Raw genomic sequence first — 25,255 nt, forward strand, 5'->3', positions numbered from 1 at the left:
TTCAATTCAGGCATCTGTCACACTATTGTGACAGTCCATGGCGCCAAATAGTATCATGTGGGGACTTGAAGCCCCCACCGGTCAGGCGCACCCGTTACACCCGATTGACAGCCCGCAAGAACCCGCTTTCAGGAGTTTCCATGCCCCACACCGCCCCCCGCCCGGCCACGGAACTGGATCGGGATGTCTGGGTTTTCGACCTGGACAACACGCTCTACAGCGCCGACACGGACCTGTTCTCCCAGGTGGACCGCAATATCGGCGATTATGTGGCGGACCTGACCGGCTTGCCCGCCGGGGACGCCCGGCGCCTTCAGAAAGACTATCTGATGCGGTACGGCACCACGCTGAAAGGACTGATGGCGGAACATGGCGTGGACCCGGAAGGCTATCTGGAACGGGTTCACGCCATAGACTTCTCCCCCCTGTTCCCGGACCCGGCGCTGGATCGCGCCCTGTCCCGGCTGTCGGCGCGCAAGCTGGTCTTCACCAATGCCGACGCCCAATATGCCGACCGGGTGCTGGACCGGCTGGGGATCAGTCACCATTTCGACGGCATCTTCGACATCAAGGGCGCCGATTACGAACCCAAGCCCAAGGATCATGCCTATGACCGCTTTCTGGACCGGTTCGGGGTGGACCCGGCCAAAGCCCTGATGGTGGAGGACATGGCCCGCAATCTGAAACCCGCCTTTGAGCGCGGCATGGCCACGGTCTGGGTCAATACCGGCTCCGTGTGGGGGGAGGCGGACCACAGCCCCGACTATATCATGCAGGAAGTACCCGCCCTGACGGACTGGCTTCTGGACCATGTGGGGGCGCCCGCCGAATAGAGGGCACAGCCCGCAGTCCCGGCATTGACATGTCCCGGCATTGACAGGGGCGGGCCGGTCTTTATGCTCCGGCGCGCTTCAAGACATATCCTCGCCCCGTTCAACAAGGACCGCACCGCCATGACCGACGACGCCCTGATCAGCACCATCGAGCAAGCCTTTGACGACCGGGACACCATCGGCCCGGAAACCGGCGGCGCCGTCCGCGAGGCGGTGGAGACCGCGCTGGACCTGCTGGACCGGGGCGAAGCCCGCGTCGCCAGCCCCGGCCCGGACGGCTGGACGGTAAACCAGTGGCTGAAAAAGGCGGTTCTTCTGTCCTTCCGCCTGAACCACATGACCACCATGAGCGGCGGCCCCGGCGGCGCCCCCTGGTGGGACAAGGTGCCCAGCAAATTCGATGGCTGGGGCGCCGGGGACTTCCGCAATGCCGGCTTCCGCGCCGTGCCGGGGGCGCTGGTGCGCCGCTCGGCCCACATCGGCAAGGGCGTGGTACTGATGCCCAGTTTCGTCAATCTGGGCGCCCATGTGGATGACGGCGCCATGATCGACACCTGGGCCACGGTGGGAAGCTGTGCCCAGATCGGCAGGAATGTGCACCTGTCCGGTGGCGCCGGGATTGGCGGCGTGCTGGAACCCTTGCAGGCGGACCCGGTGATCATCGAGGATAATTGTTTCATCGGCGCCCGCAGCGAAGTGGCCGAGGGCGTGCGCGTGGAGGAAGGCTCGGTGCTGTCCATGGGCGTTTATATCGGCGCCTCCACCAAGATCATCCACCGCGAGACGGGCGAGGTGTTCCGGGGCCGGGTGCCCAGCTATTCCGTGGTGGTGCCGGGCAGCCTGCCGGGCAAGCCGCTGGCGGACGGCGCGCCGGGCCCGAACCTGTACTGCGCGGTGATCGTCAAGCAGGTGGATGCCCAGACCCGCGCCAAAACATCCGTCAATGACCTGCTGCGCGGCTGATAAAGGCGTGAGCACAGACATGAGCACCCCGATCGATCCGATCCGGCTGGCCAGCGGCCTGATAGAGCGCAAGAGCGTGACCCCCGACAGCGGGGACGCGCTGGACCTGCTGGAAGAAACGCTGACCGGCCTGGGCTTTCGCTGCCACCGCCTGCTGTTCGAGGAACCGGGCACGGACCCGGTGCCCAATCTTTATGCCCGGCTGGGGGATACGGCACCCAACATCTGCTTTGCCGGGCACACCGATGTGGTGCCCGCGGGCGCCGAGCATCACTGGCAGGTGGACCCCTTCAAGGCCACCATCAGGGACGGCCAGCTTTATGGCCGCGGCGCCAGCGACATGAAATCCGCCATCGCCGCCTTCGTGGCCGCCGCCGAGCGGGCACGGACCCGGCTTGACGGGCGCGGCTCCCTGTCCCTGCTGATCACGGGCGACGAGGAAGGCCCCGCCGTCAACGGCACCCGCAAGGTGCTGGACTGGCTGGCGGAACAGGGGGAACAACTGGATTATTGCGTGGTGGGGGAGCCCACCAACCCCATGGAAATGGGGGAAATGATCAAGGTGGGCCGCCGGGGCAGCCTGCACGGCACCATCACAGTACGCGGCATTCAGGGCCATGTGGCCTATCCCCACAAGGCGCACAATCCGATCCCCGATCTGGTGCGTGTGCTGGCCGAACTGGACAGGGAGCCACTGGATGCGGGCAACGATCTTTTCCAGCCCAGCAATCTGGAAATCGTCGATATCCATGTGGGCAATGACAGCCACAATGTGATCCCGGCGGAAGCCACGGCCCGTTTCAATGTGCGCTTCAACAATGAATACACGCCGGACAGCCTGCGCGAGGAACTGACCCGCCGCATGAACCGCGCGGGCGTGCGCCATGATGTGGACTGGTGGGTGTCGGGGGACAGCTTCCTGACCCCGCCGGGGCCGCTGGCCAATGCGGTGCGCGATGCGGTAACGGCCCGTCTGGGGCGGGAGCCGGTATTCTCCACCACCGGCGGCACGTCGGACGCCCGCTTCATCCACCGCTTCTGCCCGGTGGTGGAATTCGGCCTTGTGGGCGCCACCATGCACAAGGTGGACGAACATGTGGCCACCGCCGATATCGAGGCCCTGACCGACATTTATGAAGATGTGATCACCCGGCTGCTGAAGGCGGGCTGATACCCCGGCGCGCGGCGACCGGGGTGTCAGTCGCCGTCGCCCACGGCGCGGCGGGCATTGAGGGCGGCGGTGAGCGTGCCGTCATCCATATAGTCCAGTTCCCCGCCCACCGGCACACCGTGGGCCAGCGCCGTCACCCGCACGCCGCTGTCCGCCAGCCGGTCGGCCAGATAATGGCTGGTGGTCTGGCCGTCCACCGTGGCGGCCAGCGCCAGAATCACTTCCCGCACGCCGCCATCCGCCACCCGATCCATCAGGGGCGCCATGTTCAGGTCTTCCGGCCCCAGCCCGTCCAGCGCCGACAGCGTGCCGCCCAGCACATGATAAACGCCGCGATAGGTTTCCGACCGATCCAGCGCCCACAGGTCGGCCACGTCCTCCACCACGCAGACAAGGCCGTGATCCCGCTTCGGGTCCCGGCATACCTGACAGGGGCTTTGGGTATCCAGATTGCCGCACCGGTCGCACAGCACCACGCGGGCCGCCACATCGTGCAAGGCATCGGCCAGCGGGGTCATCACGCTGTCCCGCTTTTTCAGCAGATGCAGCACCGATCGCCGGGCGGAGCGCGGCCCCAGCCCAGGCAGACGGGCCAGCAACTGGATCAGGCGGTCAATATCCGTAGCATGACTGCGGGGCATGACAGGCGGCCTAGAACGGCATCTTGAAGCCTTCCGGCAGGTCCAGCCCGCCGGTCAGTTCCTGCATTTTTTCCTGCGCCTTTTCCTGCGCCTTGTCCTTGGCCTGATTGTGGGCGGCGACGATAAGATCCTCCACCACGTCTTTTTCCTCGGCTGAAAACAGGCTGTCATCCAGCGATACGGCTTTCATCACGCCCTTGGCGGTCATGGTCACGCGCACCATGCCGCCGCCCGCGCTGCCTTCCACCTCGATCTCGTCCAGCCCGTCCTGCATTTCGCCCATTTTGGTCTGCATTTCCTGGGCTTTCTTCAACATCTCGGACAAATTCTTCATGGGGGCTCTCTCCTCAACGGGTTTCGGGCACCGGTTGCCCGGCCTGGATCATATATCCAACAATTGGGGCAGGTCCGCTTCCGCGTCCACCGCCTCTTCGGCGTCCGGGTCGAAGGGCACGGGCTCGGCGGCCTCCTCAAGGGTGGTATCGCGCACCGGCCCGGCCAGCCGCGCGCCGGGAAAGGTTTCCATGAACGCTTTCACCATGGGATCGCGCATCACTTCGGCGCGCAGGGCTTCCTGCCGGGCATCGCGCTTGTCCTGCAACGTCTCGCCGCCACCACCGCGAACCACGCTGACCGCCCAGCGCCGATCGGTCCAGGCATTGAGACAGTCCCGCACGCGCCCGGCCAGGGTGGGCGGCACATCCGTGGTGGGTGTGAAATCCAGCCGGCCCGGTTCATATCGGGCCACCGTCACATTGTGGGAAAGATAATAGGCAAGCTGGGCTTCGCGCTTGTGCTCGAACAGCGCCACCAGCGCCTCGAAGTCGGCGGGCACCGGGTCGCCCGGCTGGCTCTGTGCCTGCGTGTCGGGATCAAAGGCCAGCACCCGCGCCGTTGCGGTGGCGCCGCCGCCCCCACCGGTGGCGGGCGCCCGGCCACCGCCGGCCTGTGCCTGACCGCCCGCCTGCGAACCGGCCCCGCCACCAGGCGCGGACGGCCCGCCAGCGGGGGCGCCAGCCTGAAGCTTTTTCACCAGATCGGCGGGGGGCTCCATCGGGGCCAGATGGCACAGCCGGATCATCACCATTTCCGCCGCCGCCATGGGGCTGGGCGCCGTGCGCGCCTCCCCCACGCCTTTCAACAACACCTGCCAGGCCCGCGCCAGTTGCGGAATGGAAAGCCGGGCCGCCATGTCTTTGCCCATGCTGCGCTCGGTTTCGGTGGCGAGGGCGTCATCGCTCACCTCCGGCGCGGCCTTGGTGCGGGTGATCCAGTGGGTCACTTCCAGAAGGTCGTTCAGGATCACCACCGGCTCGGCGCCCAGATCGAACTGCTGGCGCAACTGGGCCAGCGCCCCGGCGGCATCACCCTTCATTACGGTTTCAAAAAGATCAAGCACCTGTGCGCGATCCGCCAATCCCAGCATGGCGCGCATCTGGTCTTCATCCACGGTGCCATTGCCATGGGCCATGGCCTGATCCAACAGCGACAGCGCATCCCGCACCGAGCCTTCCGCCGCCCGCGCGATCAGTTTCAGCGCGCCGTCCGTCAGGCTGGCGCCTTCCTTTTCGGCAATGCCGCCCAGATGGGCCACAAGGGTCTCGGCGGGCACACGCTTCAGGTCGAAGCGCTGACACCGGGACAGCACGGTCACCGGCAGTTTGCGGATTTCCGTGGTGGCGAACAGGAATTTCACATGGCTCGGCGGCTCTTCCAGCGTCTTCAACAGGGCGTTGAAGGCGTGCTTGGACAGCATGTGGATTTCATCGATGATATAAATTTTATAACGCGCCGCCGTGGGCGCATAGCGCACCCCTTCCAGCAGCTCCCGGATATCGTCAATGCCGGTACGGCTGGCGGCATCCATCTCCATCACGTCCACATGGCGGGATTCGCCAATGGCCACACAGCTTTCACAGCGCCCGCAGGGATTAACGCTGTCCTGCGCGCGATCGGTGCAGTTCAGCGCCTTGGCGATGATGCGGGCCGTGGTGGTCTTGCCCACGCCGCGCACGCCGGTCAGCACGAAGGCATGGGCCAGCCGCCCCGCCGAAATGGCATTGGACAGGGTGCGCACCATGGCTTCCTGCCCGATCAGGGTGGCAAAATCGCTGGGCCGGTATTTGCGTGCCAGCACACGGTATTCTGCTGCCTCGGCGTGGGACTCGGTCATGCGTGCTCTCAAGCTTGGGACGGCGGGATGGCGACCGACACCCCCTTGGGGGCGGGCGCCTGCCTATCCCTAGCACCTCCCCGGCGGCAAAAAAAGGCCATGCATGATCAGCGGGCAGCAAAGGAACCGCGGCGACAGATACGGGAAAGGGGAAAAGGGTGGGAGGCCAGACGACCCGCACCGGACCCGTTACGGCTGCTCCCTTTCGGGCCTGACCGGATTGGCGGGCGGCACGTCCGCTGGCACTCCCGGGTCGGCTTATGGGACGCAAAAACAGCTTTTTCAAGCCCTGTTTTGCCCCGCAGCCCGCCCACCCCCGCAAAAACGGCGCAAATCCGGGCTGTGTTGGGGTTTTATTAACCTCATGCACGCATGATGAGGGGTGGGGCCATTGTGCCCATGGGGCCGTGAACAGGGGCTGTCGATCCGGGCATCCCTACCCGAATGGCAGCCGGGAACGCAGATCGGGAGACCATGTGTCACGCCGGGATCACATAACGCGCAACCGCCGCGAAGGGCAGCGGCAGTTGACGATCATGATGCTGATTTTCACGCTGGGAATCGTGATCAGCGGCGCCGTGGCGCTGTGGGTGGTGTACCGCGCCAATCTGAACAGCCAACGCAGCCACATGACCGCCTTCGTGCACAATCAGGCGCGGCTGATTTCCTCCGTCGCCCAATCCAACCTGGCTCGCGAGTCGGCCATGGGGGCGCCGGCCTCGCAGCAGGCGGCCCACCAGGCTACCATTCGCCAGGTGCTGGCCGCCCGGTCGGACAAGTGGATTTTCGGCGATACCGGTGAATTCACACTGGGGGAGCGGGAAAACGGCATGATTCGCTTCATGCTGCCGTCCCGCTTCACCGGGAAAACCATTGCGCCCATACCCATGGACGGCACCCGCGCCGAGCCCATGCGCCGCGCGCTGAGCGGCGAGACCGGCACCACCCGCGCTTTGGACTATCGCGGCAATGAGGTTCTGGCGGCCTATGAATACATTCCCGATGCCCAGCTTGGCATCGTGGCCAAGATCGACATTTCGGAACTTTATGCCCCGCTGATTCAGGCGGGGATGATGCTGGGCGGTACCCTGCTCGCCGCGCTGCTGGGGTCGATCGTGCTGGTGCGACGCATTGGCGGGCGGCTGGTGGCCGGGCTGGATGAGGTCACCAGCCAGCAGGATGTGCTGTTCGACAATATCCCCGTGGGCCTTTATCTGCGGGATGAAACGGGCCGCATCATCCGGGCCAATCTGCGATTCAAGCGGATTTTCGACCTGTCCGAAAACGAGTTGACCACCCTGGGGGAGGAAAAAGGCTTCCTGTTGAATGCCACATTCAAGAAATTGTGGTCGGAAGACATCCAGACCATCAAGACCGGCATTGGCGGGCGGCTGGAGACCGAGCGGGATATCAAGGACGGAACACAATATCTGCAAGCCACCCGCGTTCCCGTTCTGGACAAGAATGGCGAGGTGGTCAGCGTCTGCGGCATCGTGGAGGATGTGACCGACCGCCGCAAAAGCGAGGAACGCCTGATCAACGCCATGGAAGCGGCGGAAAACGCCAACCGGGCCAAATCGCGCTTTCTCGCCAATATGAGCCACGAACTGCGCACGCCGATGAATTCCATACTGGGCATGGGGGACCTTCTCAGCCGCACGAGGCTGAGCGAGCCGCAGCACAAATATGTGGATTCCATTCTCTCTTCGGGGCGGTTGCTCACCACCATTCTCAATGACCTGCTGGACCTGTCCAAGATCGAAGCGGGCCGGGTGGAACTGGAAACCATCGGCTTCCGGCTTTCGGATGTGTGCCAGCATGTGGTGGATCAATCGATCCCCGCGGCGGATCGCAAGGGCGTTTCCCTTACCTTCGAACATGACGGCCATGTGCCGGATTATGTGCTGGGCGACCCCACCCGGCTGCAACAGGTGCTGCTCAATCTGGTGAACAATGCGGTGAAATTCACCTATGAAGGGGAAGTCACCCTGGCCGTGACCGGCACCGAAAAACCGGTACCCACCGGCACACCCGCCACCATCCATATCGAAGTGCAGGATACCGGCATCGGCATCGCCCCCGAAACCATGGAACGGCTGTTCGAGCCCTTCGCACAGGCGGATGCGGGCACCACGCGGCGCTTTGGCGGCACCGGGCTGGGGCTGGCCATTTCCAGCCAGCTTGTGGACATGATGGGCGGCAGCCTCACGGTGCGCAGCACGGTGGGGGTGGGGTCCGTTTTCGCTCTGGATCTGAACCTGCCCGCGGCGGACCCGGATCAGGTGGACGTGCTGGACAACCCCCCGGCCCATCTGTACGGCCAGAACAGCGGCGCCCGGCTCAGCGGCGTGCGCACCATCAGGAACACGCCGCACCCGTCGCTGACCACAGGCACGGATGAAGACCACACAACCGGCCAGGCGGACAGCACGGACGCCACCACCGCGCCCGAAGGCACGGATGAAGCGCATCTGTCCGGCGTGGAAAAGGGCCCCGGCGGCCATGTGCTGATCGCGGAAGACAATGAAAACAACACCCGCCTGCTGGAAATCTATCTGGACGCGGCGGGATACAGCCATGACACCGTGGATAATGGCCGCGAAGCCGTGCGGGCGGCGGAAAGCGGCCATTATGACCTGATCCTGATGGACGTGCAGATGCCCGTGATGGACGGCATGACCGCCACGCGCGCCATCCGCCGGAAGGACGGCAGGCACAGCCGCATCCCCATCATCGGCCTGTCCGCCAACGCCATGGCCCATCACCGGCAGGAAGGGCTCGATGCCGGCATGAACGCCTATCTGTCAAAGCCGCTCAAGATGGATGATCTGCTGGTCACGCTTGAACAACATCTGGCCGCCGCAGAAGCGGGCAACTGACCGCCCCAGGAACATCGCGCCCGACAGGGGATGCTTGCCAGTGCGATGATTGCACGGCACCATCCGGCTGAAAACCCGCAGTCAGAATCAGTCAGAAAAGGGCCTGCCATGGCGACCCGGACCCCCACATCCCTCTTTGACCCCGCTGAGCGGCAAAACACCACCCCGCCGGATGGACCCGCCTATATGCCCGATCTTCTGGGGCATGTGCCCCGACCCTTTTTTTCCGGCAATCCGCTGGATCGGGGGGATGATCCCCGGCGCCATCCCGAAGCGCTGGGCACCTGGCTTTCCCGGCCAGAATCCCATGCTCTGCTGTTGCTGGACGGCAAGCCCGTCACCCACCCGACGGGGGAGCCGTTCTGGTTTCCGCAAACCGCCGCGCTGGCGGATGCCGCCACGGCACAAGGGGCCACCACCAACGGCCCGGTGCTGCTGGGGCTGGATGGCACCGCGCCGCGCTATGCCATGGGGCTGACAGCGGACAGCACCCTGCCCCCGCCAGTGGCCCACATGCTGTCGGACAGCATCAAGCCACGGGAACTGCGCGGCCTGGCCGCGAAGCGGGGCGCCCCGGTGCCGGACCTGGGCGTCATGGCGCAGGCCCGCGCCATGCTGCATTTTCATACCGTGCATCGCCAGTGCGGCAATTGCGGCGCGCCGACGCGAAGCCGTCTTGCGGGGTATGAACGGGCCTGCACCGCCTGCGACCGGCCCTTTTACCCGCGCACCGACCCGGTGGCCATCATGCTGGCCGTTCATGGCCGCGGCGCGGACGAAAAGGTGCTGGTGGGCCGGGGGCACGGCTGGCCGGAAGATCTGTATTCAGCGCTGGCGGGCTTTGTGGAGCCGGGCGAATCGCTGGAAGAGGCAACCGCACGGGAACTGCATGAAGAAGCGGGGGTGCAGGTAACCTCGGTGCGCTATGTGGTCAGCCAGCCCTGGCCCTGGCCGTCTTCGCTGATGCTGGCATCCCTGGCCCGCGTGGAAGGCGACACCATAGCTCTGGACGAAACCGAACTGGCGGATGCCTTCTGGATCGACCGGGCCGAGGCGGAAGCGGCCCTGGCGGGCACGGCATCCTTCAGCCTGCCACCCACGCTGGCCGTGGCGGGCACGCTGATCCGCGCCTGGTGCAATGGCATGACCGTGTAAATCGCACACGCCCTATTCACCGGCGAATGCATTCATGGCACTCATTATGAGGCCGGGGCCGGTGCGGGCTGACGGGCACGCACCCCTATTCACCGGCGAATGCATTCATGGCACTCATTATGAGGCCGGGGCCGGTGCGGGCTGACGGGCACGCACCCCTATTCACCGGCGAATGCATTCATGGCACGGGCCATATCCACATCCAGGCGGGTGAGGCCGCCCACATCATGGGTGCTGAGCTTGACCGCCACCCGGTTGAACACATTGAACCATTCAGGGTGGTGATCGATCTTTTCCGCCAGCAGGGCGGATCGGCTCATAAAGGCCCAGGCTTGCGAGAAATTGGCGAATTCAAAGGTCCGCTTGATCGCCCTGTTATTGTCCTCGAAATCCCAGCCGGTCAGTTCCTGCACCGCATGATCCCGCTCGTCTGCACTCAGCAGGGTTGGCTTGTCGCTCATGATCGTCTCTCCCCCTTCAGCAATATCGGGCACCGGCACGGGGCCGATGATGACCGATGATCCGTTCCTATTCGGCCCGATCCAGCAATTCCTCCACCAGCGCGGGCAGCAGCGTGCCCGCCGGGCCATGGCGGCATTCCCGGAACAGGCTGGCGCCGTCGCTCGGCTCCATATTGATCTCGATACTGTGGGCCCGGCCAAGGCGCGCCACCTCTGACACGAAGCCCGCCGCCGGATAGACCGTGCCACTTGTCCCCACGGACAGGAACAGGTCCGCCGCGCGCAGGGCATCGAAAATCCGGTCCATCTGGAACGGCATTTCCCCGAACCAGACAATATTGGGCCTTATCGTACCGGCCATCTTGCAGGACGGGCAGATGGTATCGCGGCCCGTGGGGCCGGTCCAGTCATGTACGCGGTCACAGGCGATACAGCGCACTTCACGGAGTGCGCCGTGCATGTGGATGGGCTCCACCACGCCGCCGCGCTCGTGCAGGTCGTCCACATTCTGGGTAATCACCGTGACCGTGGCGGGATGCGCCCGCTGAAGGCGGGCCAGCGCCTGATGGGCCGGGTTGGGGTCCACCTGATCAAGCTGGGCCCGTCGGTCGTTATAAAAACGGTGCACCAGGTCCGGGTCGCGGGCAAAGCCTTCGGGCGTGGCCACGTCCTCTATGGCGTGCTTTTCCCACAGCCCGCCGGAATCGCGAAAGGTGGCCACCCCGGATTCGGCGGAAATGCCCGCCCCCGTCAGCACGACAATATGATCCGGCGTCACGCACACCTCCCCATCTCTCGTTTTGCCGTTCGATGCCATCGGGCCCGCCGTTCGCCTGCCCGCCATATGGTGGCCATTTCACATGGCTTGACAGCCGCTGACAAGGGGAGGAAGGCTCACACACGCACCACACAACAGGAGAACCGCCCCATGCCCATGCCCATGCCCGAAACCGCCGTCCTGCTGGTCTGCCTTGGCAATATCTGCCGTTCCCCCACCGCCGAGGGGGTTCTGCGCCATCGGGCGGCGCAGCGCGGCATGGCGCCCCTGCTGCGGGTGGACAGCGCGGGCACCACGGGCTTCCACGCGGGCAGCCCGCCCGATCGACGGGCGGAAGCCGCCTGCCGGGAACGGGGCATCCAAATCAGCGGCCAGCGCGCCCGACAGGTTGAACTGGCGGATTTCGAGCGCTTCGATCTGCTACTGGCCATGGACAGCAACAATCTGGCCGATCTGCGCCGCATGGCGCCGCCCGATCGCACCGACCGGGTGCGCCTGTTTCTGGATTTCGCGCCCGATCTGGCCGGCACCGACATGCCGGACCCCTATTATGGCGGGGCGGACGGCTTCACCTATTGCCTGAATGCCGCCTTTCAGGCAGCGGACGGCCTGCTGGACGCGCTGGAAGCGGGCCAACACAGGCCGGTCAAAAGCGCGTGAGCGGATGGAAACGCCGCTGGCCCCCAAGCGGCACCGCACCCTATACTCGCGCCATGAAAGCGACCATTTCCCTGCCGAAAATGAAGCGCCGCTGGCGTCGTCTGCTCCTGCTGGCCTTGCCCGTGGCCCTGATGGCCTGCGCGCCCGCCTTTCTGGACTTTGAAAGCGACTTCATCGCCAATAAGCAGATCAGCCGACACAGCGTAACCGCCCAAATTGACGGCAAACCGGTGGAGATCAGCTATCTCCGCGCCGGGGACCCCGCCAGGCGACGGGTCATTCTGGTGCATGGCACGCCGGGCAATGGCGCCAATTTCCGCGCCCTGATGGAACGGGTACCAAAGGGGCTGGAATTCGTCGCGCCCGACCGGCCCGGCTTCGGCCACACGCGCCCGAAAAAGGCCATGACCGCCCTGGCCGGTCAGGCAGCCGCGCTGGCGCCCCTGCTGGTGGTGCGCGATGGCCGGGCGCCCATCCTGCTGGGGCATTCGCTGGGCGGCTCCGTGGTGACCCAGACCGCGCTGGACTATCCGAACCGGGTGGACGGCCTGATCCAGCTTGCCGCGGCGCTGGACCCGGCGCTGGAAGAACGCTGGTTGATCCAGTATCTGGGGCGCATCCCGCCCTTTCGCTGGCTGCTGCCCGCCGCCGCGAACCACGCCAACCGGGAATTGCTAGCCCTGGAAGGGGAATTACGGCGCCTGACCCCGCGCCTTGCCCAGATTCACCAGCCGGTGCACATCGTCCATGGCACGGCGGACGAACTGGTGCCCTATGACAATGTGCCCTTCATGCAGGCCCGTTTCACCAAGGCCCGCAGCCTGACCCTGACCCGGCTGGAATCGGCCAATCATTTCCTGCCCTGGAACCGCACCGATGCCGTGCTGGACGCCATCATGACCATGGTGGACACCCTGGAGGATACCCCCCACCCCGACACCCGGCAGGCCTGCCGCATGGACCGCGCAGTACAGACCTGCTAGCCTTTCGGCATTGTCGGCGCCCGCCCCGTCCCGTGGGTGGCGGGCGTTTTCGCCGCCCGAAAGCGCAGGTTTGCATGGAACCAATGCCCCACGACACGAATCCCGCCCCCCTCGCGGCACGGCTGAAAGCCATCACCGGGCAGGCGGTCGCCCAACTGGCACCCCTGCATGGCGGGGATGTGGCCGATGTGCGCCTGGCCACCCTGTCGGACGGCAGCAGGTGCGTGGTCAAGCTGGCAAGGCCGGGCGACCGCGCCACCCTGGCGGTGGAAGGGGCCATGCTGCGGGATCTGGCGGCCACGCAGACGGTTCCCGTGCCAAGGGTGATCCATGCCGAAGCCGATCTGCTGCTGATGACCCATATCCCCCATCGGGGCGGCGCCAGCGCCGACGCGGCAGCCGATATGGGCCACAAGCTGGCCACGCTGCACAGGGTCGGGCCGCCGGATGGATCGGTGCACTATGGCTATGCCTATGACACGGTGATCGGCCCGCTGCCCCAGCCCAATGGCTGGCTGGAAAACTGGCCCGGCTTCTTTCGCGCCCGGCGCCTGATGCCGGTCATGCGCGATGCCCGCGCTGAGGGCCGCCTGAGCGACGGGCTGACAGAGCGGCTGGAGACCCTGATGGCGGATCTGGACCGCCTGCTGCCGAAACGCCCCGCCCCCGGCCTGGTGCACGGCGACCTGTGGGCCGGAAACATGCTGCTGAACGGGGATCGGCTCGCTGGCCTGATCGATCCGGCGCTGTTCTTCGGCCACCGGGAAATGGACCTGGCCATGATCGACCTGATGGGCGGCCTTGGGGACCCCTTTTTCGAAGAATATGACGCCGCCTATCCGATCAGGGCGGGCTTTTTCCGCACCCGGCGACTGGTGTATCAGCTATGGCCGCTTCTGGTGCATGTGCGGCTGTTCGGCGGCATGTACAAGCAGCAATTGTCCAGCACGCTGGACCGGCTGGGCTATTGACCGCGCCCGCTACCGGTTGAAGGCCGCCGCCATCGCCTCCCCCGCCGCTTCCAGCGTCTCATCCTCGGCGTCCAGCCCCGGCGCGCGCCCGAACCGTGCCTGAGTGTGATACACGCTGCCCTCATCCGTCAGGGTGCTGGAAAACAACGTAAAATGCTGCACCGTTTCCACCGGCGAGGCAAGCTGTTCATTGGCATTCAGCCAGTTGCCGATGCGCGCCCCGGCGCCGCGCCTGAAACGGGCAAGCGTCACATGCGGCTTGAACTTGCGTTTCTCATATGGGGCACCGGCCCGGTCCAGCGCACGACAGACCTTTTCATGCAGCCGGGTCAGACCGCCATCGTCCGACACCCCGGCCCACAGCGCCTTGGGCTGGCCGGGCTTGCCGAAAAAACCCACGCCGGTCAGGCGCATTTCAAAGGGCGCCACCGGAATGCGGCTCAGTTCGCCCACGATTTCCGCATGGGCGTGGCTGTCCACCATGCCGATGAAGGCCAGCGTCAGATGCAGTTGATCATCCCGCTGCCAGCGCGCGCCCTCCACGCCCGCGCGGGGCGCCAGAAGGGCCTGGCGCACGGGATCGGACAGTTCAAGGCCCACAAACAAGCGCTGCATGGTTACCTTCCTCCATCCGCCACAAGGCGCCGTCAGTCGCCGCCCCCGGCCTGATCGGCCACCCCGCTCAGGGCATCCAGCACATGGGGGCCGATATTGTCCACGATCACCGCCACGCCTTTTGCCGTGGGGTGGATGCCGTCGTCCTGGTTCAGGTCCGGGTCCGCCGCCACCCCTTCAAGGAAAAAGGGGTAAAAGGCCACGTCGTGCTTTTCGGCCAGCGCCTTGAACAAGGGATCGAAGGCGGCGGCATAATCCGGCCCCAGATTGGGCGGTGCCCGCATACCGGCCAGCAGCACCGGAATATCCCGCGCCGTCAGGTCTTGCAGAATGGCATCCAGCTTGCGGCGGGTGACCCTGGGATCAACACCGCGCAGGCCGTCATTGGCGCCCAGTTCCACGATCACCAGATCCGGTTTGCCCTCGACGGAGCCGAGCGCCCAGTCCAGCCGCGAATATCCGCCGGAGGAGGTATCCCCCGACACGCCGGCATTGATCACTCTGACCGGGCGCGCCATCCGCTCGGCCAGCCAGCGCTGAAGCTGATCGGTAAAGCCCTTGCCCGGCGCCAGACCGTATCCGGCGGTCAGGCTGTCGCCCAGCGCCAGCACCCGCGCCGGGCCGCTCTCAGGCGATGTGGCGCCGCCCGCAGCCGCGGTTTCATCCACGGCGTGAAGCCCGCCCCCAAGGGCCAGCAGGCACAGCAGAACCCCCGCTTTGACCCAAAGCGCGACCGGGTGCGTAAATGAAGGCGTGAAAGAACGTGAACGGAGGTGTGCATTGACCGGCATAGCCGTCGCTCCTAGCCTCATGGCGGCAAGACCCGCCGCTTGATTTCAACAGTGACAGTCAGGGACCGAAAAAACAATGGCCGAGACCCCGATCATAGACTTGCAGCATGTATCCCTGACGCTGGAATCCGGCGCGGGGCCCGTTAATATATTGAAAGACGTCAGTTTTTCCATCTCTCGCGGTGAAAGCGTCGGCATTGTGGGGCCAAGCGGCTCTGGCAAGTCATCGCTGATGAGCCTGATGACCGGGCTGGAGCAGGCCACCAACGGCCATATTCTGGTGGATGGCATGGCGCTTGAAACCGCCGACGAGGATACGCTGGCCCGCCACCGTCTGTCCCGCGTGGGCATCGTGATGCAGGCCTTTCACCTGATACCCACCATGACCGCGCTGGAAAATGTGGCCGTGCCGCTGGAACTGGCGCGGGTGAACGATGCCTTTGACCGCGCCGCGCGGGAGCTGGACGCGGTGGGCCTGTCCCATCGCATGGACCATTACCCCGCCCAGCTTTCCGGCGGCGAGCAACAGCGCGTGGCGCTGGCCCGCGCGCTGGTGCCGGAACCGCCCCTGTTGTTCGGGGACGAACCCACCGGCAATCTGGACACCCGCACCGGGCGGGCCATTGTGGACCTGCTGTTTGATCTGTCCGCCCGGCGCGGGTCCACGCTGGTTCTGGTCACGCACGACCCGGCCCTGGCCGACCGGTGCGACCGGGTGATTTCCATGGCCGACGGCACCATTGTGGACGACACCGGCAACACCCGCGCCATCAATGGCAGCGACCCCGCCCGCCCGGCGGTTTCCCGCAATCGCGGGGAGGGGCGCACATGATCACCCGCCATGCCAGCCTGCCCCCGGCGCTGCGCTTCGCCCTGCGCGAATTGCGCGGCGGGCTGAAGGGATTTCGCATTTTCATCGCCTGCCTGGTGCTGGGCGTGGCGGCCATTGCCGCCGTGGGCACCCTGACCCGCGCCATAGAGGCAGGGTTGAAGGACCAGGGCCGCGCCATTCTGGGCGGCGATCTGGAAGTGCGCCTGTTCCAGCAGCGCGCACCCAAGGATTTCATCGCCTGGGCGCGCAGCGTCGGCGAGCTGTCCACCTCCACCCGCTTTCGCACCATGGCCCGCATCGAGGACGGCAGCGGCGCCACGCTGGTGGAATTGCGGGGAGTGGATGACCTGTATCCGCTTTACGGCGACTTTCGCACCCGGCCCGCCATGGATCATGAAAGCCTGCTCGCCCCGCGCAAGGGCGCGTGGGGGCTGGCGGTGGACCCGCTTCTGGCCGACCGGCTGGACGTGGCGCTGGGCGACCGGCTTGTCTTTGGCGGAATAACGGCGGAAATCCGCGCCTTTATCGAAAACGAACCGGACAAGGCCAATCTGGGCTTCCAGCTTGGCCCCAGCGTGATGATCCGCCAGGACGCGGTGGCCAAAACAGGGCTTGAGACCACGGGCAGCCTGATCAATCACTATTACAAGCTGAAGCTGGGCCCCGACACCACGCTGAAAGCCGCCCGCGAAACCCTGAAAGAGCGCTGGCCCGACGCGGGCTGGCGGGTGCGGGATTTCCAGAACGCCGCCCCCGGCCTGCGCCGCTTCATTGACCGCATGGGCACCTTTCTGACCCTGGTGGGGCTGGCCGCGCTGGTGGTGGGCGGCGTCGGCGTGGGCAATGCCGTGCGCGGCTATATGGATCGCAAGACCCGCACCATCGCCACGTTGAAAATTCTCGGCGCCAGCGGCGGCACGGTGTTCACCACCTATTTCTCGCAAGTGCTGCTGATCGCCGTGGGGGCCATTGCGGTGGGGCTGGCGCTGGGCGCGGCCCTGCCCTTTTTCCTGGGCGACCTGTTGCCCGCCTCCATCCCGGTCACGCCCAAGGCCAGCCTGTATCCCGGCGTGATGGCGCTGGCCGCCATTTATGGCCTCCTGATCACCGTGGCCTTTACCGCCTGGCCGCTGGGCAAGGCGCGCGACCTGCCCCCGGTGCGCCTGTTCCGGGCCATTGTGGCGCCGGAGACCAAAGCACCCAGACCGCTCTATCTGGCGCTGATCGGCGGGGCGGCGGCTGTTGTCACCGCGCTGGCCATAGGGTTGGCGGACAACTGGAAACTGGCGGGCGGCTTCATGCTCGGCGCCGCCGGGGCGCTGATGCTGTTGCGGCTGACAAGCTGGCTGATCGAGCGGGGCGCCGCCCATGCCCCACGGCCCAAAGGGGCGCTGACCCGGCTGGCGGTGGCCAATCTGCACCGCCCCGGCGCGGCCACCGGCGCGGTGGTCATTTCGCTTGGTCTGGGGCTGACCCTGTTCGCCGCCCTGGCCCTGATCGAGGGCAATCTGCGCGGCCAGCTTTCAGAGCAGGTACCGAGCGAGGCGCCCGCCTTCTTCATTCTGGACATTCAGCCCGAAGAGAAAACCCCCTTCGAGGAAACGGCGCGGGACATTCGCGGCGTGGAGGATGTGGTCACGGTGCCCAGCCTGCGGGCCCGCGTTGTGGCGGTGAACGGGGTGCCCGCCGAGGATGCGGAAGTGGCCGACAGTCACAAATGGGTGCTGCGCGGCGACCGGGGCATCAGCTATCAGGCCGAACTGGGGGCCGGCAGCCGGGTGGTCGAGGGGGAGTGGTGGCCACAAGGCTATGACGGGCCGCCCCAGATCAGCATGGACACGGAAGCCGCCGAGGCCATGGGACTGACGATCGGGGACACCATCACCCTGTCCGTTCTGGGCCGGGAGATCACGGCGGAAATACGCTCGTTCAGGCAGATCGACTGGGGCAGCTTCGGCTTCAACTTCGTCTTTCTGTTCGACCCGCACACACTGAAGGCGGCGCCCCATACCTATATGGCCACGCTGAAGGCGGACGGCCCGGCGGAACAGCGCGCCCACCGCATTCTCACCAGCCGCTTCGATTCGATCACGGCCATCCGCATGAAGGAGGTGCTGTCCACGGTGAACGGCCTGCTGACCCAGATCGGGGCCGCCGTGCGCGCCACCGCGCTGGTGGCGATCGTGGCGGGCGTGCTGGTGCTGGCGGGCGCCATTGCGGCCGGATTCCGCCAGCGGGTCTATGAAAGCGTCATCATGAAGGTGGTGGGGGCCGTGCGCCGCCAGATTCTGCAAGCCTATCTGCTGGAATATGCCCTGATCGGCCTGATCACGGCCCTGATCGCGCTGAGCCTGGGCGGTCTGGCGGGCTATGTGGTCGTCACCGCGGTCTGGGACATGGATTTCGCCTTTCTGCCCGTGCCCATGGCGATCACGGTGGGCGTCTCGCTGCTGGTCACGGTGGGCTTCGGCCTGCTCAGCAGTTGGCAGGCGCTGTCCGTGAAACCGGGCCGGGTGCTGCGGGATGAATGATCGCCTTCACGCAGCACCCGGAATCCCTTGCACCCGTGCCCGTGTAACCCCATATTACGAATGATCTGAACGCACGTCAGACGGTGAGGAGAGACACATAATGAGACGTAATTTCGGCGGGATGCAGCAGGGCCTTGGTGCCCGCACCGCGCCCGGCGCCCAGTCCGCGGCCTATGATGAGGGGCTGCGCGCCTACATGCTGAAGGTGTATAACTACATGGCCTCCGGTGTGCTGTTGACCGGCATCGTGGCCATGTTCGCCAGCCAGTCGGATGCCCTGATGGGGGCGATCTTCGGCACCGGGCTGAAATGGATCGTCATGCTGGCGCCGCTGGCCTTCGTGATGGTGCTCAGCTTCGGCGTGAACAAGATGTCGTCCAGCACATTGCAGATGATCTTCTGGGCCTTTTCGGCAACCATGGGGCTGTCGCTGGCGTCCATTTTCCTGGTCTATACCGGGGAAAGCATTGCGCGGACCTTCTTCATCACGGCGGCCTCCTTCGGGGCGCTCAGCCTGTATGGCTACACCACCAAGCGCGATCTGTCCGGCTTCGGCACATTCCTGTTCATGGGGCTGATCGGCATCATTCTGGCCTCAATCGTGAACCTGTTCCTGCAATCCAGCATGTTGCAGTTCATCGTTTCGGTGGCCGGTGTGCTGATCTTCGCCGGGCTGACCGCCTTTGACACCCAGCGCATCAAGCAGAGCTATTACATGATGTCCAGCGGGGAAGCGGTGGCCAAGGGCGCGATCATGGGCGCCGTGGCCCTGTATCTGGACTTTATCAACCTGTTCATGTTCCTGCTCCAGTTCCTCGGCAATCGAGAATAGGCGCCAGGAACCAGGACAGGGACCACGAACCGGACCCTTTGGCCCGGCTGGTACGCCAGCCGGGCCTGTTTTTGTTCAGGATGCCGCCCCATGGCTTTGCCGGGGCGGGGCATTTTGTGATTTCAGCAAACGCAGAAGTGCTTTAGGCTCCACACCATGATGCGCTTGCCACTGATCGCCGCTGTCTGGGTTCTGGCCGGGCTGTCCGCCGCCCATGGCTGTAGCTGCGTGGCGGAAAGCAATCCCGCGGCCGCGCTGCGAAAACTGGACCTGGTGGCCCATGTCACCGTCGCGGCCAGCGTTTATGCGCCGGGACAGAACCTGCCCTGGCAGAACCAGTCGGTCATACTGACCGTCCGCCCCACCGGCAGGCCGCTCAAAGGCACATTCGATGGCCCGTGGGACATCCGCACCATCAAGGGAAACGGCGCCAATTGCGGTCTCCCCAAACGCCATCTGGCGCCGGGCAGCACCTTTCTGCTGGGGGCCGTGAAGCGGGATGGCACCCTGCATACCAATCTCTGTCTGCACGGGCTTGCGGGCACCGCTGCCAGGGGGCTCGAACACTGAGACGCACACGAAGGGGGTACTCTTGACCTTACGGACCATCACAGGCACCGCTCTCCTGCTCACCACGGCCATTTTGGCCGCTTGCGGCGGGCCGCAGGGCGGGAAAACCCCCTCACGGCTTGAGAATACGGCCAAGACCGACCCCACGGCCCCCAGTTTCAATGCGCGGACGGATGCCCCCCCGCAGGTATTGCGCACAGTGCGCTATTTCTGCGGGCCGGAGCCGGTGGATGTCACCTATAACGGCGACGCCCTGAGCCTGACCGCGCCCCGGCCCGATGCCATGGCGCCGCTGACCCTTCATCGCCAGCCCAGCGAGGATGGAAAACGCTATGTGACGAACGAGGGCAGCACGCCGGAAGCCATGGTGTGGTCCAAGGGTGTGCGCGCCCGGATCACCCGCGACGGCGTATCCCTTTCCCCCTGCCGGGAAGAGGCGCGCACGGCCATATGGCAGGCGCGGGGGCAGGAACCGGGATGGGCGTTGACGGTTTCCACGGACAAACTGACCCTGATCCGCGACCATGGCGCGGACCCCCTGACCCTGCCCAAGCCACCGGTGGAGCGGGCGGATGGGGCCTGGCATTACGAAACGGCCAGCGACGGCATCCGGCTGACGGCCACCATCACGCCGGAATCCTGCACCGATCCGATGGACGGCACGCACCATGACCACCGGGTGACGGTCACACTCAATGAAAACGGGGCCAACAGCGCGCTCACCGGCTGCGGCGGTGTCACCACCCCGCTCAATGAGCCCTGATCCGCGCGGCGGTCAGCCGTCTTCCCGGATCACCGCGGCGATGGCACCGGTCAGCCGGGTCAGGTCGTCTTCACCGATGATGAGCGGCGGGGCCAGATAGAGCACATTGCGGAACGGCCTGATCCACACGCCGCGCGCCACGAATTTGGGGCGCATGGCCTCCATGCCGCTGGTGTTCTTCAGTTGCACCGCCGCGATGGCACCCTTGACCCGCACATCCGAGACATTGGAATGGTCCCTGAGCGGCGACAGTTCCGCTTCCATCTGCGCGCCGATGCGGCGGGCGTCCGCCGGGCGGTCCTCCTCCCGGCACAGGTCCAGCGCCGCCAGCGCCGCCGCGCACCCCACCGGATGGGCCATATAGGTGGGGCCGTGCATCAGCGCCTTGCTGCTGTCCTCGCCCAGGAAGGTTTCGAACACTTCGGTGCGCGCCACCGCCGCCGACAGGGGCGTGGTGCCGCCCGTCAGCCCCTTGGACAGGGTGATCACGTCCGGCACGATGCCTGCCTGCTCCACCGCGAACAGGCTACCCGTGCGCCCGAAGCCGGTGAAAATCTCGTCCACGATCAACAGCACGCCCGCCGCGTCGCACGCCTGACGCAGCCAGCGCAGGGTTTGCGGATCGTGGAACAGCATCCCGCCCGCGCCCTGCACCAGGGGCTCGGTGATCACGGCGCACACCTCGCCCGCGCGGGCTTTCAGCATCTCGGCAAAGCGGTCGGCGTCTTCCTGCGTGCGCGGCAGGTCGGCCAGAATGTTTTCCGCCACGACCCCGGCAAACAGGCTGTGCATCCCCTCTTCCGGGTCGCATACCGCCATGGTGCCCAGCGTATCCCCGTGATAGCTGCCCCGGAAGTGAACGAATTTGGTGCGCCGCTCCCCCCGATTGAAAAAGGATTGCAACGCGATCTTCATGGCCACTTCCACGGAAACGGAGCCGCTTTCCGCGAAAAAGGCGTGGTTCAGGTCGCCGGGCAGCATGTCCGCCAGGCTGGTCGCCAGCCGCATGGCCGGTTCGTGCACAAGGCCCGCAAACATCACATGGGGCATGGTGGCCACCTGATCCTGCATGGCCTGAATGATGCGAGGATGGTTATAGCCATGGGTGGCGGCCCACCAACTGCTGACCCCGTCGATCAGTTCCCGCCCGTCGCTCAGCGTGATGCGCACGCCTTCCGTGCTGGCCACGGGAAAAGGCGGCGTGGCGGTTTTCATCTGGCTATAGGGCAGCCAGATGTGATTCATGCCGGATTCGTACCAGTCCGGCAGGGTCATTGTGTGGGCGCGTGCAAAGGTCTGGCCGACCATGGGTCATGCCTCCATCAGAATCGAAACAGGGTATGAGCGGCGGCGACGGGCCGCACCCGCCGCGCCTGTGTGACAAGAGCGGCTGTCAGGCCGGGTGCATCCCCAGCCTGTCCAGAAGCTGCATGTCCCGATTGCCTTCGGGATTGGGCGTGGTGAGCAGCTTTTCACCATAGAAAATGCTGTTGGCCCCCGCCAGGAAACAGAGCGCCTGCATCTCCTCGCTCATGTCCTCCCGGCCTGCTGACAGGCGCACGGCGGCTTTCGGCATCAGAATGCGGGCCACGGCGATGGTCCGCACGAATTCGAAGGGGTCGATTTCCTCCGTACCATAAAGCGGCGTGCCCGGCACCTGCACCAGGCGGTTGATGGGCACCGATCCCGGATGCTCCGGCTGTGTGGCCAGTGTTTCCAGCATGGCCGCACGGTCTTCGCGGCTTTCACCCATGCCCACAATGCCGCCGGAGCACACATGGATGCCGTTCTTGCGCACCTCGTCCAGCGTTTCCAGCCGCTCGGCATAGGACCGGGTGGAAATGATCTTTTCGTAATAGTCTTCCGAGGTATCCACATTGTGGTTGTAATAGTCGAGCCCGGCTTCGGCCAGCCGCTCGGCCTGATGGGGTTCGAGCATACCCAGCGTGACACAGGCTTCCAGACCCTCGGCCTTGACGCCCTTGATCATGTGGATGATGGCATCCAGATCGCGGTCCTTGGGCCGGGTCCAGGCGGCGCCCATGCAATAGCGGCTGGCCCCGGCGGCTTTGGCGCGGCGGGCATCTTCCAGCACGCGCTCCACCTCCATCAGCTTGGTGGCCTTCAGCCCCGTTTCCTTGGCGAACTTGGCCGACTGCGGGCAATAGGCGCAGTCTTCCGCGCAACCGCCCGTCTTGATGGACATAAGCTGGCTGAGCTGCACGCTGTTGGGATCGTGAAAAGCGCGATGCACGGACTGCGCCCGGTGCACCAGGTCCATGAACGGCAGGTCGAACAGGGACAGAATCTCCGCGCGCGTCCAGTCCGTCCGCACGGGTGCCGGGTGGTCCGTCGGCTCGGATGATTGCCGGGGGGCGGGTTCCGGGGTCACGGGTGCGTTCATGAGATGCAACGCTCCTTCTCAGCCAGGAAAAAACGGGATTAACCGGGGCGAGACTTGCCGTCACACCGCTTGAAGTCAAGGGAAAACGGCGCCGCGCCCGGATGCCCTTGACCCCGCGCCGCGCCCGGCCTAGACCCATCGATCATGAGCCATGATCCCCACCATAGCCTGACCGCCTTTGCCAATGCCAAGCTGGCCGCGCTTGAAGCACGCCACCAGCGCCGCGCCCTCAGGGAAACGGCGCGCGGCCCGGCCATGACAAGCCGGGTATCCGGCGCGCGGCGGGTCAGCTTCACGGACAATGACTATCTGGGCCTGAGCACGGACCCGGAAACCGTCGCCGCCAGCGTGGCCGCCACGCAGCGCTATGGGGCGGGCAGCGGCGCCAGTCGGCTGGTCACCGGCAATCACCCGCTTTATACGGCGGTGGAAGAGCGCCTGGCCCGGCTGAAAGGGGCCCAGGCCGCGATCGTCTTCGGCTCCGGCTATCTGGCCAATAGCGGCATCATCCCGGCGCTGGCCGGGCGGGGTGACCTGATCCTGGCGGATGAAAAGGTCCATGCCTGCATCCATGCGGGCATCCGGTTGAGCCCGGCGGAGGCGACCTTCTTCCGCCACAACGATACGGACCATCTGGCCCGGCTTCTGGCGGAAAAACGCGGCGCGGCGCGCCATGTGCTGATTGTGGTGGACGGCATCTATTCCATGGACGGCGACATGGCCCCGCTGGCCGCCCTGGCCGATCTGGCGGACCAGTATGATGCCTGGCTGATGAGCGACGACGCCCACGGCCTCGGCACGGTGGGGGACGGGCGCGGCGCCGCCCATGCCTGCGGCGTGGCCGATCGGGTGCCGTTGAAAATGGGTACCCTGTCCAAGGCGGCGGGCGCCTATGGCGGCTATCTGGCGGCACCGGCGCCGGTGATCGAGCTAATGAAAAGCCGCGCCCGATCGCTGATCTACACCACCGGCCTGCCGCCCGGCGTGCTGGGGGCAGCGGACAAGGCGCTGGAGATTATCGAAACGGACAAGGCCCGCATAGCCCGCCCCATGGCGCTGGCCCGCCATTTTTGCACCGCCCTGGGCCTGCCCGCGCCGGAAAGCCCCATCGTGCCGCTGATCCTGGGCAGCGAACAGCGGGCGCTGGACGGCGCCGCCGCCCTGAGGGAGCGGGGCTTTGACGTGATCGCCTTCCGGCCGCCCACCGTGGCGCCGGGCACGGCGCGGCTGCGTTTCAGCTTTTCCGCCACCCACCGGGACGCGGACGTGGACGGCCTGATCGCGGCACTGAATGAGCTGAACCTGTCCCCGCTTGCGCAGGAGACCGCATGACCGGCCTTTTCATCACCAGCACCGGCACCGATATCGGCAAGACCCTGATCACCGCCGCCCTGATCCGGCAGCGCCGGGCGCGCGGCCTGCCCGTCACCGCCCTGAAGCCGGTGATCAGCGGGCTGGACCCGCACACCCCCGGCGGCAGCGATACGGACGTGCTGATGCAGGCGTTGGGCGAAAGCGGCAAGGCGGCCTTTGATCGCATCAGCCCGCTTCAGTTCCGCGCCCCGCTGGCGCCGGAAATGGCCGCCCGCCGGGAAGGGCGCACGCTCAGCCCGGAACAGGTTCTGGCCCCCTGCCGGGCCGCGCTCGCCGACCACCCCTTCACGCTGATCGAAGGCGTGGGCGGTGCCCTTGTGCCCGTGGTGGGCCGCTGGCTGGTGGCGGACTGGATCAAGGCCCTGAACCTGCCGAGCCTGCTGGTCACCGGCAGCTATCTGGGCACGCTCAGCCATACCCTCGCCACGCTGGAGGCCATGCACCATCGTGGCCTGCCGGTGCGCGCCATTGTGGTAAGCGAAAGCGCCGGGCCGGATCACCCGGATCTGGAAAAAACAGCGGCCACGCTCAGGGGCCTGACCGACACGCCCGTGATCACCCAGCCCCGTTTGCCAGACGGCACCGGCGAAGGGGCGGTGGATTTGCTGGATATTTGATCGGGGTTAAGATTTTTGCCGCTCACGCCGGGCGGCTTGCGCCCGGCTTTGTTTTCGCTCACGCAAGCGTGCTGCGCACGCGCTCCGCGAGGGCGCGGCACTTGCCGCGGGCCACGGTCGTGGCCTCCGCTCATCCAGCAAATGCTGGATGGCGGTAAGATTTTTGCCGCTCACGCCTGAGCGCTTCGCGCTACGGCTCCGCGAGGGCGCCGCACGGGCGGCGGGCCACGGTCGTGGCCGTCGGATAGGTCCGTATGG

At 65.8% G+C, this 25,255-nt stretch carries 24 protein-coding genes and 1 other RNA gene; 15 read left to right on the forward strand and 10 right to left on the reverse strand.

Translation table 11 applies throughout. The annotated features are described in order from the left end of the window. The first annotated feature begins 140 nt into the window (after positions 1 to 140). From WGH93_RS00665 to dapE, 3 genes are all read left to right on the forward strand, one after another. On the forward strand, positions 141 to 833 hold the full coding sequence (locus WGH93_RS00665; protein WP_374762913.1) for a pyrimidine 5'-nucleotidase: 693 nt from the start codon (positions 141 to 143) through the stop codon (positions 831 to 833). Positions 834 to 953: 120 nt separating this feature from the next. Then, positions 954 to 1,796: a 2,3,4,5-tetrahydropyridine-2,6-dicarboxylate N-succinyltransferase gene (gene dapD / locus WGH93_RS00670; RefSeq protein ID WP_374762914.1), complete on the forward strand. Its 843-nt coding sequence runs from the start codon at positions 954 to 956 to the stop codon at positions 1,794 to 1,796. 19 nt (positions 1,797 to 1,815) lie between these two features. Then, positions 1,816 to 2,967: a succinyl-diaminopimelate desuccinylase gene (gene dapE, locus WGH93_RS00675; RefSeq protein ID WP_374762915.1), complete on the forward strand. Its 1,152-nt coding sequence runs from the start codon at positions 1,816 to 1,818 to the stop codon at positions 2,965 to 2,967. A 26-nt stretch (positions 2,968 to 2,993) separates the two neighbouring features. On the opposite strand, the gene recR is transcribed toward dapE, so the two are convergent. From recR to ffs, 4 genes are all read right to left on the reverse strand, one after another. Then, positions 2,994 to 3,608, reverse strand: a complete 615-nt coding sequence (recR, locus tag WGH93_RS00680; protein WP_374762916.1) for a recombination mediator RecR — start codon at positions 3,606 to 3,608, stop codon at positions 2,994 to 2,996. A gap of 10 nt (positions 3,609 to 3,618) precedes the next feature. Continuing rightward, complete coding sequence (locus tag WGH93_RS00685) at positions 3,619 to 3,942, reverse strand: YbaB/EbfC family nucleoid-associated protein (protein ID WP_374762917.1); 324 nt, start codon at positions 3,940 to 3,942, stop codon at positions 3,619 to 3,621. Positions 3,943 to 3,990: 48 nt separating this feature from the next. Further along, a complete protein-coding gene (locus WGH93_RS00690; RefSeq protein WP_374762918.1) occupies positions 3,991 to 5,781 on the reverse strand; it encodes a DNA polymerase III subunit gamma/tau in 1,791 nt (596 codons plus the stop codon). Positions 5,782 to 5,935: 154 nt separating this feature from the next. Then, positions 5,936 to 6,032, reverse strand: an RNA gene (gene ffs, locus WGH93_RS00695) — signal recognition particle sRNA small type. Positions 6,033 to 6,257: 225 nt separating this feature from the next. Between ffs and WGH93_RS00700 the strand changes: the two genes are divergently transcribed. Together WGH93_RS00700 and nudC are read left to right on the forward strand one after the other, a co-directional pair. Next, positions 6,258 to 8,660: a hybrid sensor histidine kinase/response regulator gene (locus WGH93_RS00700; protein WP_374762919.1), complete on the forward strand. Its 2,403-nt coding sequence runs from the start codon at positions 6,258 to 6,260 to the stop codon at positions 8,658 to 8,660. Between the two features lie 108 nt (positions 8,661 to 8,768). Next, positions 8,769 to 9,815 carry an NAD(+) diphosphatase gene (gene nudC / locus WGH93_RS00705; RefSeq protein WP_374762920.1) on the forward strand — a complete coding sequence of 349 codons (1,047 nt, stop codon included), beginning with the start codon at positions 8,769 to 8,771 and terminating at the stop codon, positions 9,813 to 9,815. Between the two features lie 158 nt (positions 9,816 to 9,973). On the opposite strand, the gene WGH93_RS00710 is transcribed toward nudC, so the two are convergent. Both WGH93_RS00710 and WGH93_RS00715 read right to left on the reverse strand, forming a co-directional pair. Continuing rightward, positions 9,974 to 10,276 carry a 4a-hydroxytetrahydrobiopterin dehydratase gene (locus WGH93_RS00710; RefSeq protein WP_374762921.1) on the reverse strand — a complete coding sequence of 101 codons (303 nt, stop codon included), beginning with the start codon at positions 10,274 to 10,276 and terminating at the stop codon, positions 9,974 to 9,976. 67 nt (positions 10,277 to 10,343) lie between these two features. Then, complete coding sequence (locus WGH93_RS00715) at positions 10,344 to 11,054, reverse strand: NAD-dependent deacylase (protein ID WP_374762922.1); 711 nt, start codon at positions 11,052 to 11,054, stop codon at positions 10,344 to 10,346. A gap of 162 nt (positions 11,055 to 11,216) precedes the next feature. Here WGH93_RS00715 and WGH93_RS00720 point away from each other — a divergent pair, with 162 nt between their 5' ends. From WGH93_RS00720 to WGH93_RS00730, 3 genes are all read left to right on the forward strand, one after another. Further along, positions 11,217 to 11,714 carry a low molecular weight protein-tyrosine-phosphatase gene (locus WGH93_RS00720; RefSeq protein ID WP_374763211.1) on the forward strand — a complete coding sequence of 166 codons (498 nt, stop codon included), beginning with the start codon at positions 11,217 to 11,219 and terminating at the stop codon, positions 11,712 to 11,714. Then, positions 11,711 to 12,697 carry an alpha/beta fold hydrolase gene (locus WGH93_RS00725; RefSeq protein ID WP_374762923.1) on the forward strand — a complete coding sequence of 329 codons (987 nt, stop codon included), beginning with the start codon at positions 11,711 to 11,713 and terminating at the stop codon, positions 12,695 to 12,697. The genes WGH93_RS00720 and WGH93_RS00725 overlap by 4 nt, the downstream gene beginning before the upstream one ends. A gap of 83 nt (positions 12,698 to 12,780) precedes the next feature. Continuing rightward, a complete protein-coding gene (locus WGH93_RS00730; protein WP_374762924.1) occupies positions 12,781 to 13,668 on the forward strand; it encodes a fructosamine kinase family protein in 888 nt (295 codons plus the stop codon). Between the two features lie 9 nt (positions 13,669 to 13,677). Here WGH93_RS00730 and thpR read toward each other — a convergent pair whose 3' ends face one another. Beyond that, positions 13,678 to 14,283 carry an RNA 2',3'-cyclic phosphodiesterase gene (gene thpR / locus WGH93_RS00735; protein ID WP_374762925.1) on the reverse strand — a complete coding sequence of 202 codons (606 nt, stop codon included), beginning with the start codon at positions 14,281 to 14,283 and terminating at the stop codon, positions 13,678 to 13,680. A 32-nt stretch (positions 14,284 to 14,315) separates the two neighbouring features. Continuing rightward, positions 14,316 to 14,951, reverse strand: a complete 636-nt coding sequence (locus WGH93_RS00740; RefSeq protein ID WP_374762926.1) for an arylesterase — start codon at positions 14,949 to 14,951, stop codon at positions 14,316 to 14,318. Between the two features lie 199 nt (positions 14,952 to 15,150). Here WGH93_RS00740 and WGH93_RS00745 point away from each other — a divergent pair, with 199 nt between their 5' ends. The 5 genes from WGH93_RS00745 to WGH93_RS00765 all read left to right on the forward strand — a co-directional run bounded on the left by WGH93_RS00745 (position 15,151) and on the right by WGH93_RS00765 (position 20,602). Further along, a complete protein-coding gene (locus WGH93_RS00745) occupies positions 15,151 to 15,906 on the forward strand; it encodes an ABC transporter ATP-binding protein (RefSeq protein WP_374762927.1) in 756 nt (251 codons plus the stop codon). Then, positions 15,903 to 18,437, forward strand: coding sequence for an ABC transporter permease (locus WGH93_RS00750; protein ID WP_374762928.1), 2,535 nt, complete (start codon positions 15,903 to 15,905; stop codon positions 18,435 to 18,437). The genes WGH93_RS00745 and WGH93_RS00750 overlap by 4 nt, the downstream gene beginning before the upstream one ends. Positions 18,438 to 18,537: 100 nt before the next feature. Then, entirely contained in the window at positions 18,538 to 19,269 is a 732-nt protein-coding gene (locus tag WGH93_RS00755; protein ID WP_374762929.1) for a Bax inhibitor-1/YccA family protein, read from the forward strand. Between the two features lie 156 nt (positions 19,270 to 19,425). Beyond that, positions 19,426 to 19,839 (forward strand): hypothetical protein, encoded by a 414-nt coding sequence (locus tag WGH93_RS00760; RefSeq protein ID WP_374762930.1) that lies wholly within the window; start codon positions 19,426 to 19,428, stop codon positions 19,837 to 19,839. Between the two features lie 22 nt (positions 19,840 to 19,861). Next, a complete protein-coding gene (locus WGH93_RS00765) occupies positions 19,862 to 20,602 on the forward strand; it encodes a COG3650 family protein (protein ID WP_374762931.1) in 741 nt (246 codons plus the stop codon). A gap of 12 nt (positions 20,603 to 20,614) precedes the next feature. Here WGH93_RS00765 and WGH93_RS00770 read toward each other — a convergent pair whose 3' ends face one another. Together WGH93_RS00770 and bioB are read right to left on the reverse strand one after the other, a co-directional pair. Continuing rightward, the gene (locus tag WGH93_RS00770; protein WP_374762932.1) at positions 20,615 to 21,910 is read right to left on the reverse strand and encodes an adenosylmethionine--8-amino-7-oxononanoate transaminase; all 1,296 of its coding nucleotides are present in this window, start codon (positions 21,908 to 21,910) and stop codon (positions 20,615 to 20,617) included. 85 nt (positions 21,911 to 21,995) lie between these two features. Beyond that, the gene (gene bioB / locus WGH93_RS00775; RefSeq protein ID WP_374762933.1) at positions 21,996 to 23,006 is read right to left on the reverse strand and encodes a biotin synthase BioB; all 1,011 of its coding nucleotides are present in this window, start codon (positions 23,004 to 23,006) and stop codon (positions 21,996 to 21,998) included. Positions 23,007 to 23,150: 144 nt separating this feature from the next. On the opposite strand from bioB, the gene WGH93_RS00780 reads away from it, so the two are divergent. Then, on the forward strand, positions 23,151 to 24,338 hold the full coding sequence (locus tag WGH93_RS00780) for an aminotransferase class I/II-fold pyridoxal phosphate-dependent enzyme (protein WP_374762934.1): 1,188 nt from the start codon (positions 23,151 to 23,153) through the stop codon (positions 24,336 to 24,338). Beyond that, on the forward strand, positions 24,335 to 24,997 hold the full coding sequence (bioD, locus tag WGH93_RS00785; RefSeq protein ID WP_374762935.1) for a dethiobiotin synthase: 663 nt from the start codon (positions 24,335 to 24,337) through the stop codon (positions 24,995 to 24,997). The genes WGH93_RS00780 and bioD overlap by 4 nt, the downstream gene beginning before the upstream one ends. The last annotated feature ends 258 nt before the right edge of the window (positions 24,998 to 25,255 follow it).

Origin of the sequence: Yunchengibacter salinarum (assembly GCF_037658235.1) — a bacterium.
Lineage (GTDB): Bacteria > Pseudomonadota > Alphaproteobacteria > Sphingomonadales > Kordiimonadaceae > Yunchengibacter > Yunchengibacter salinarum.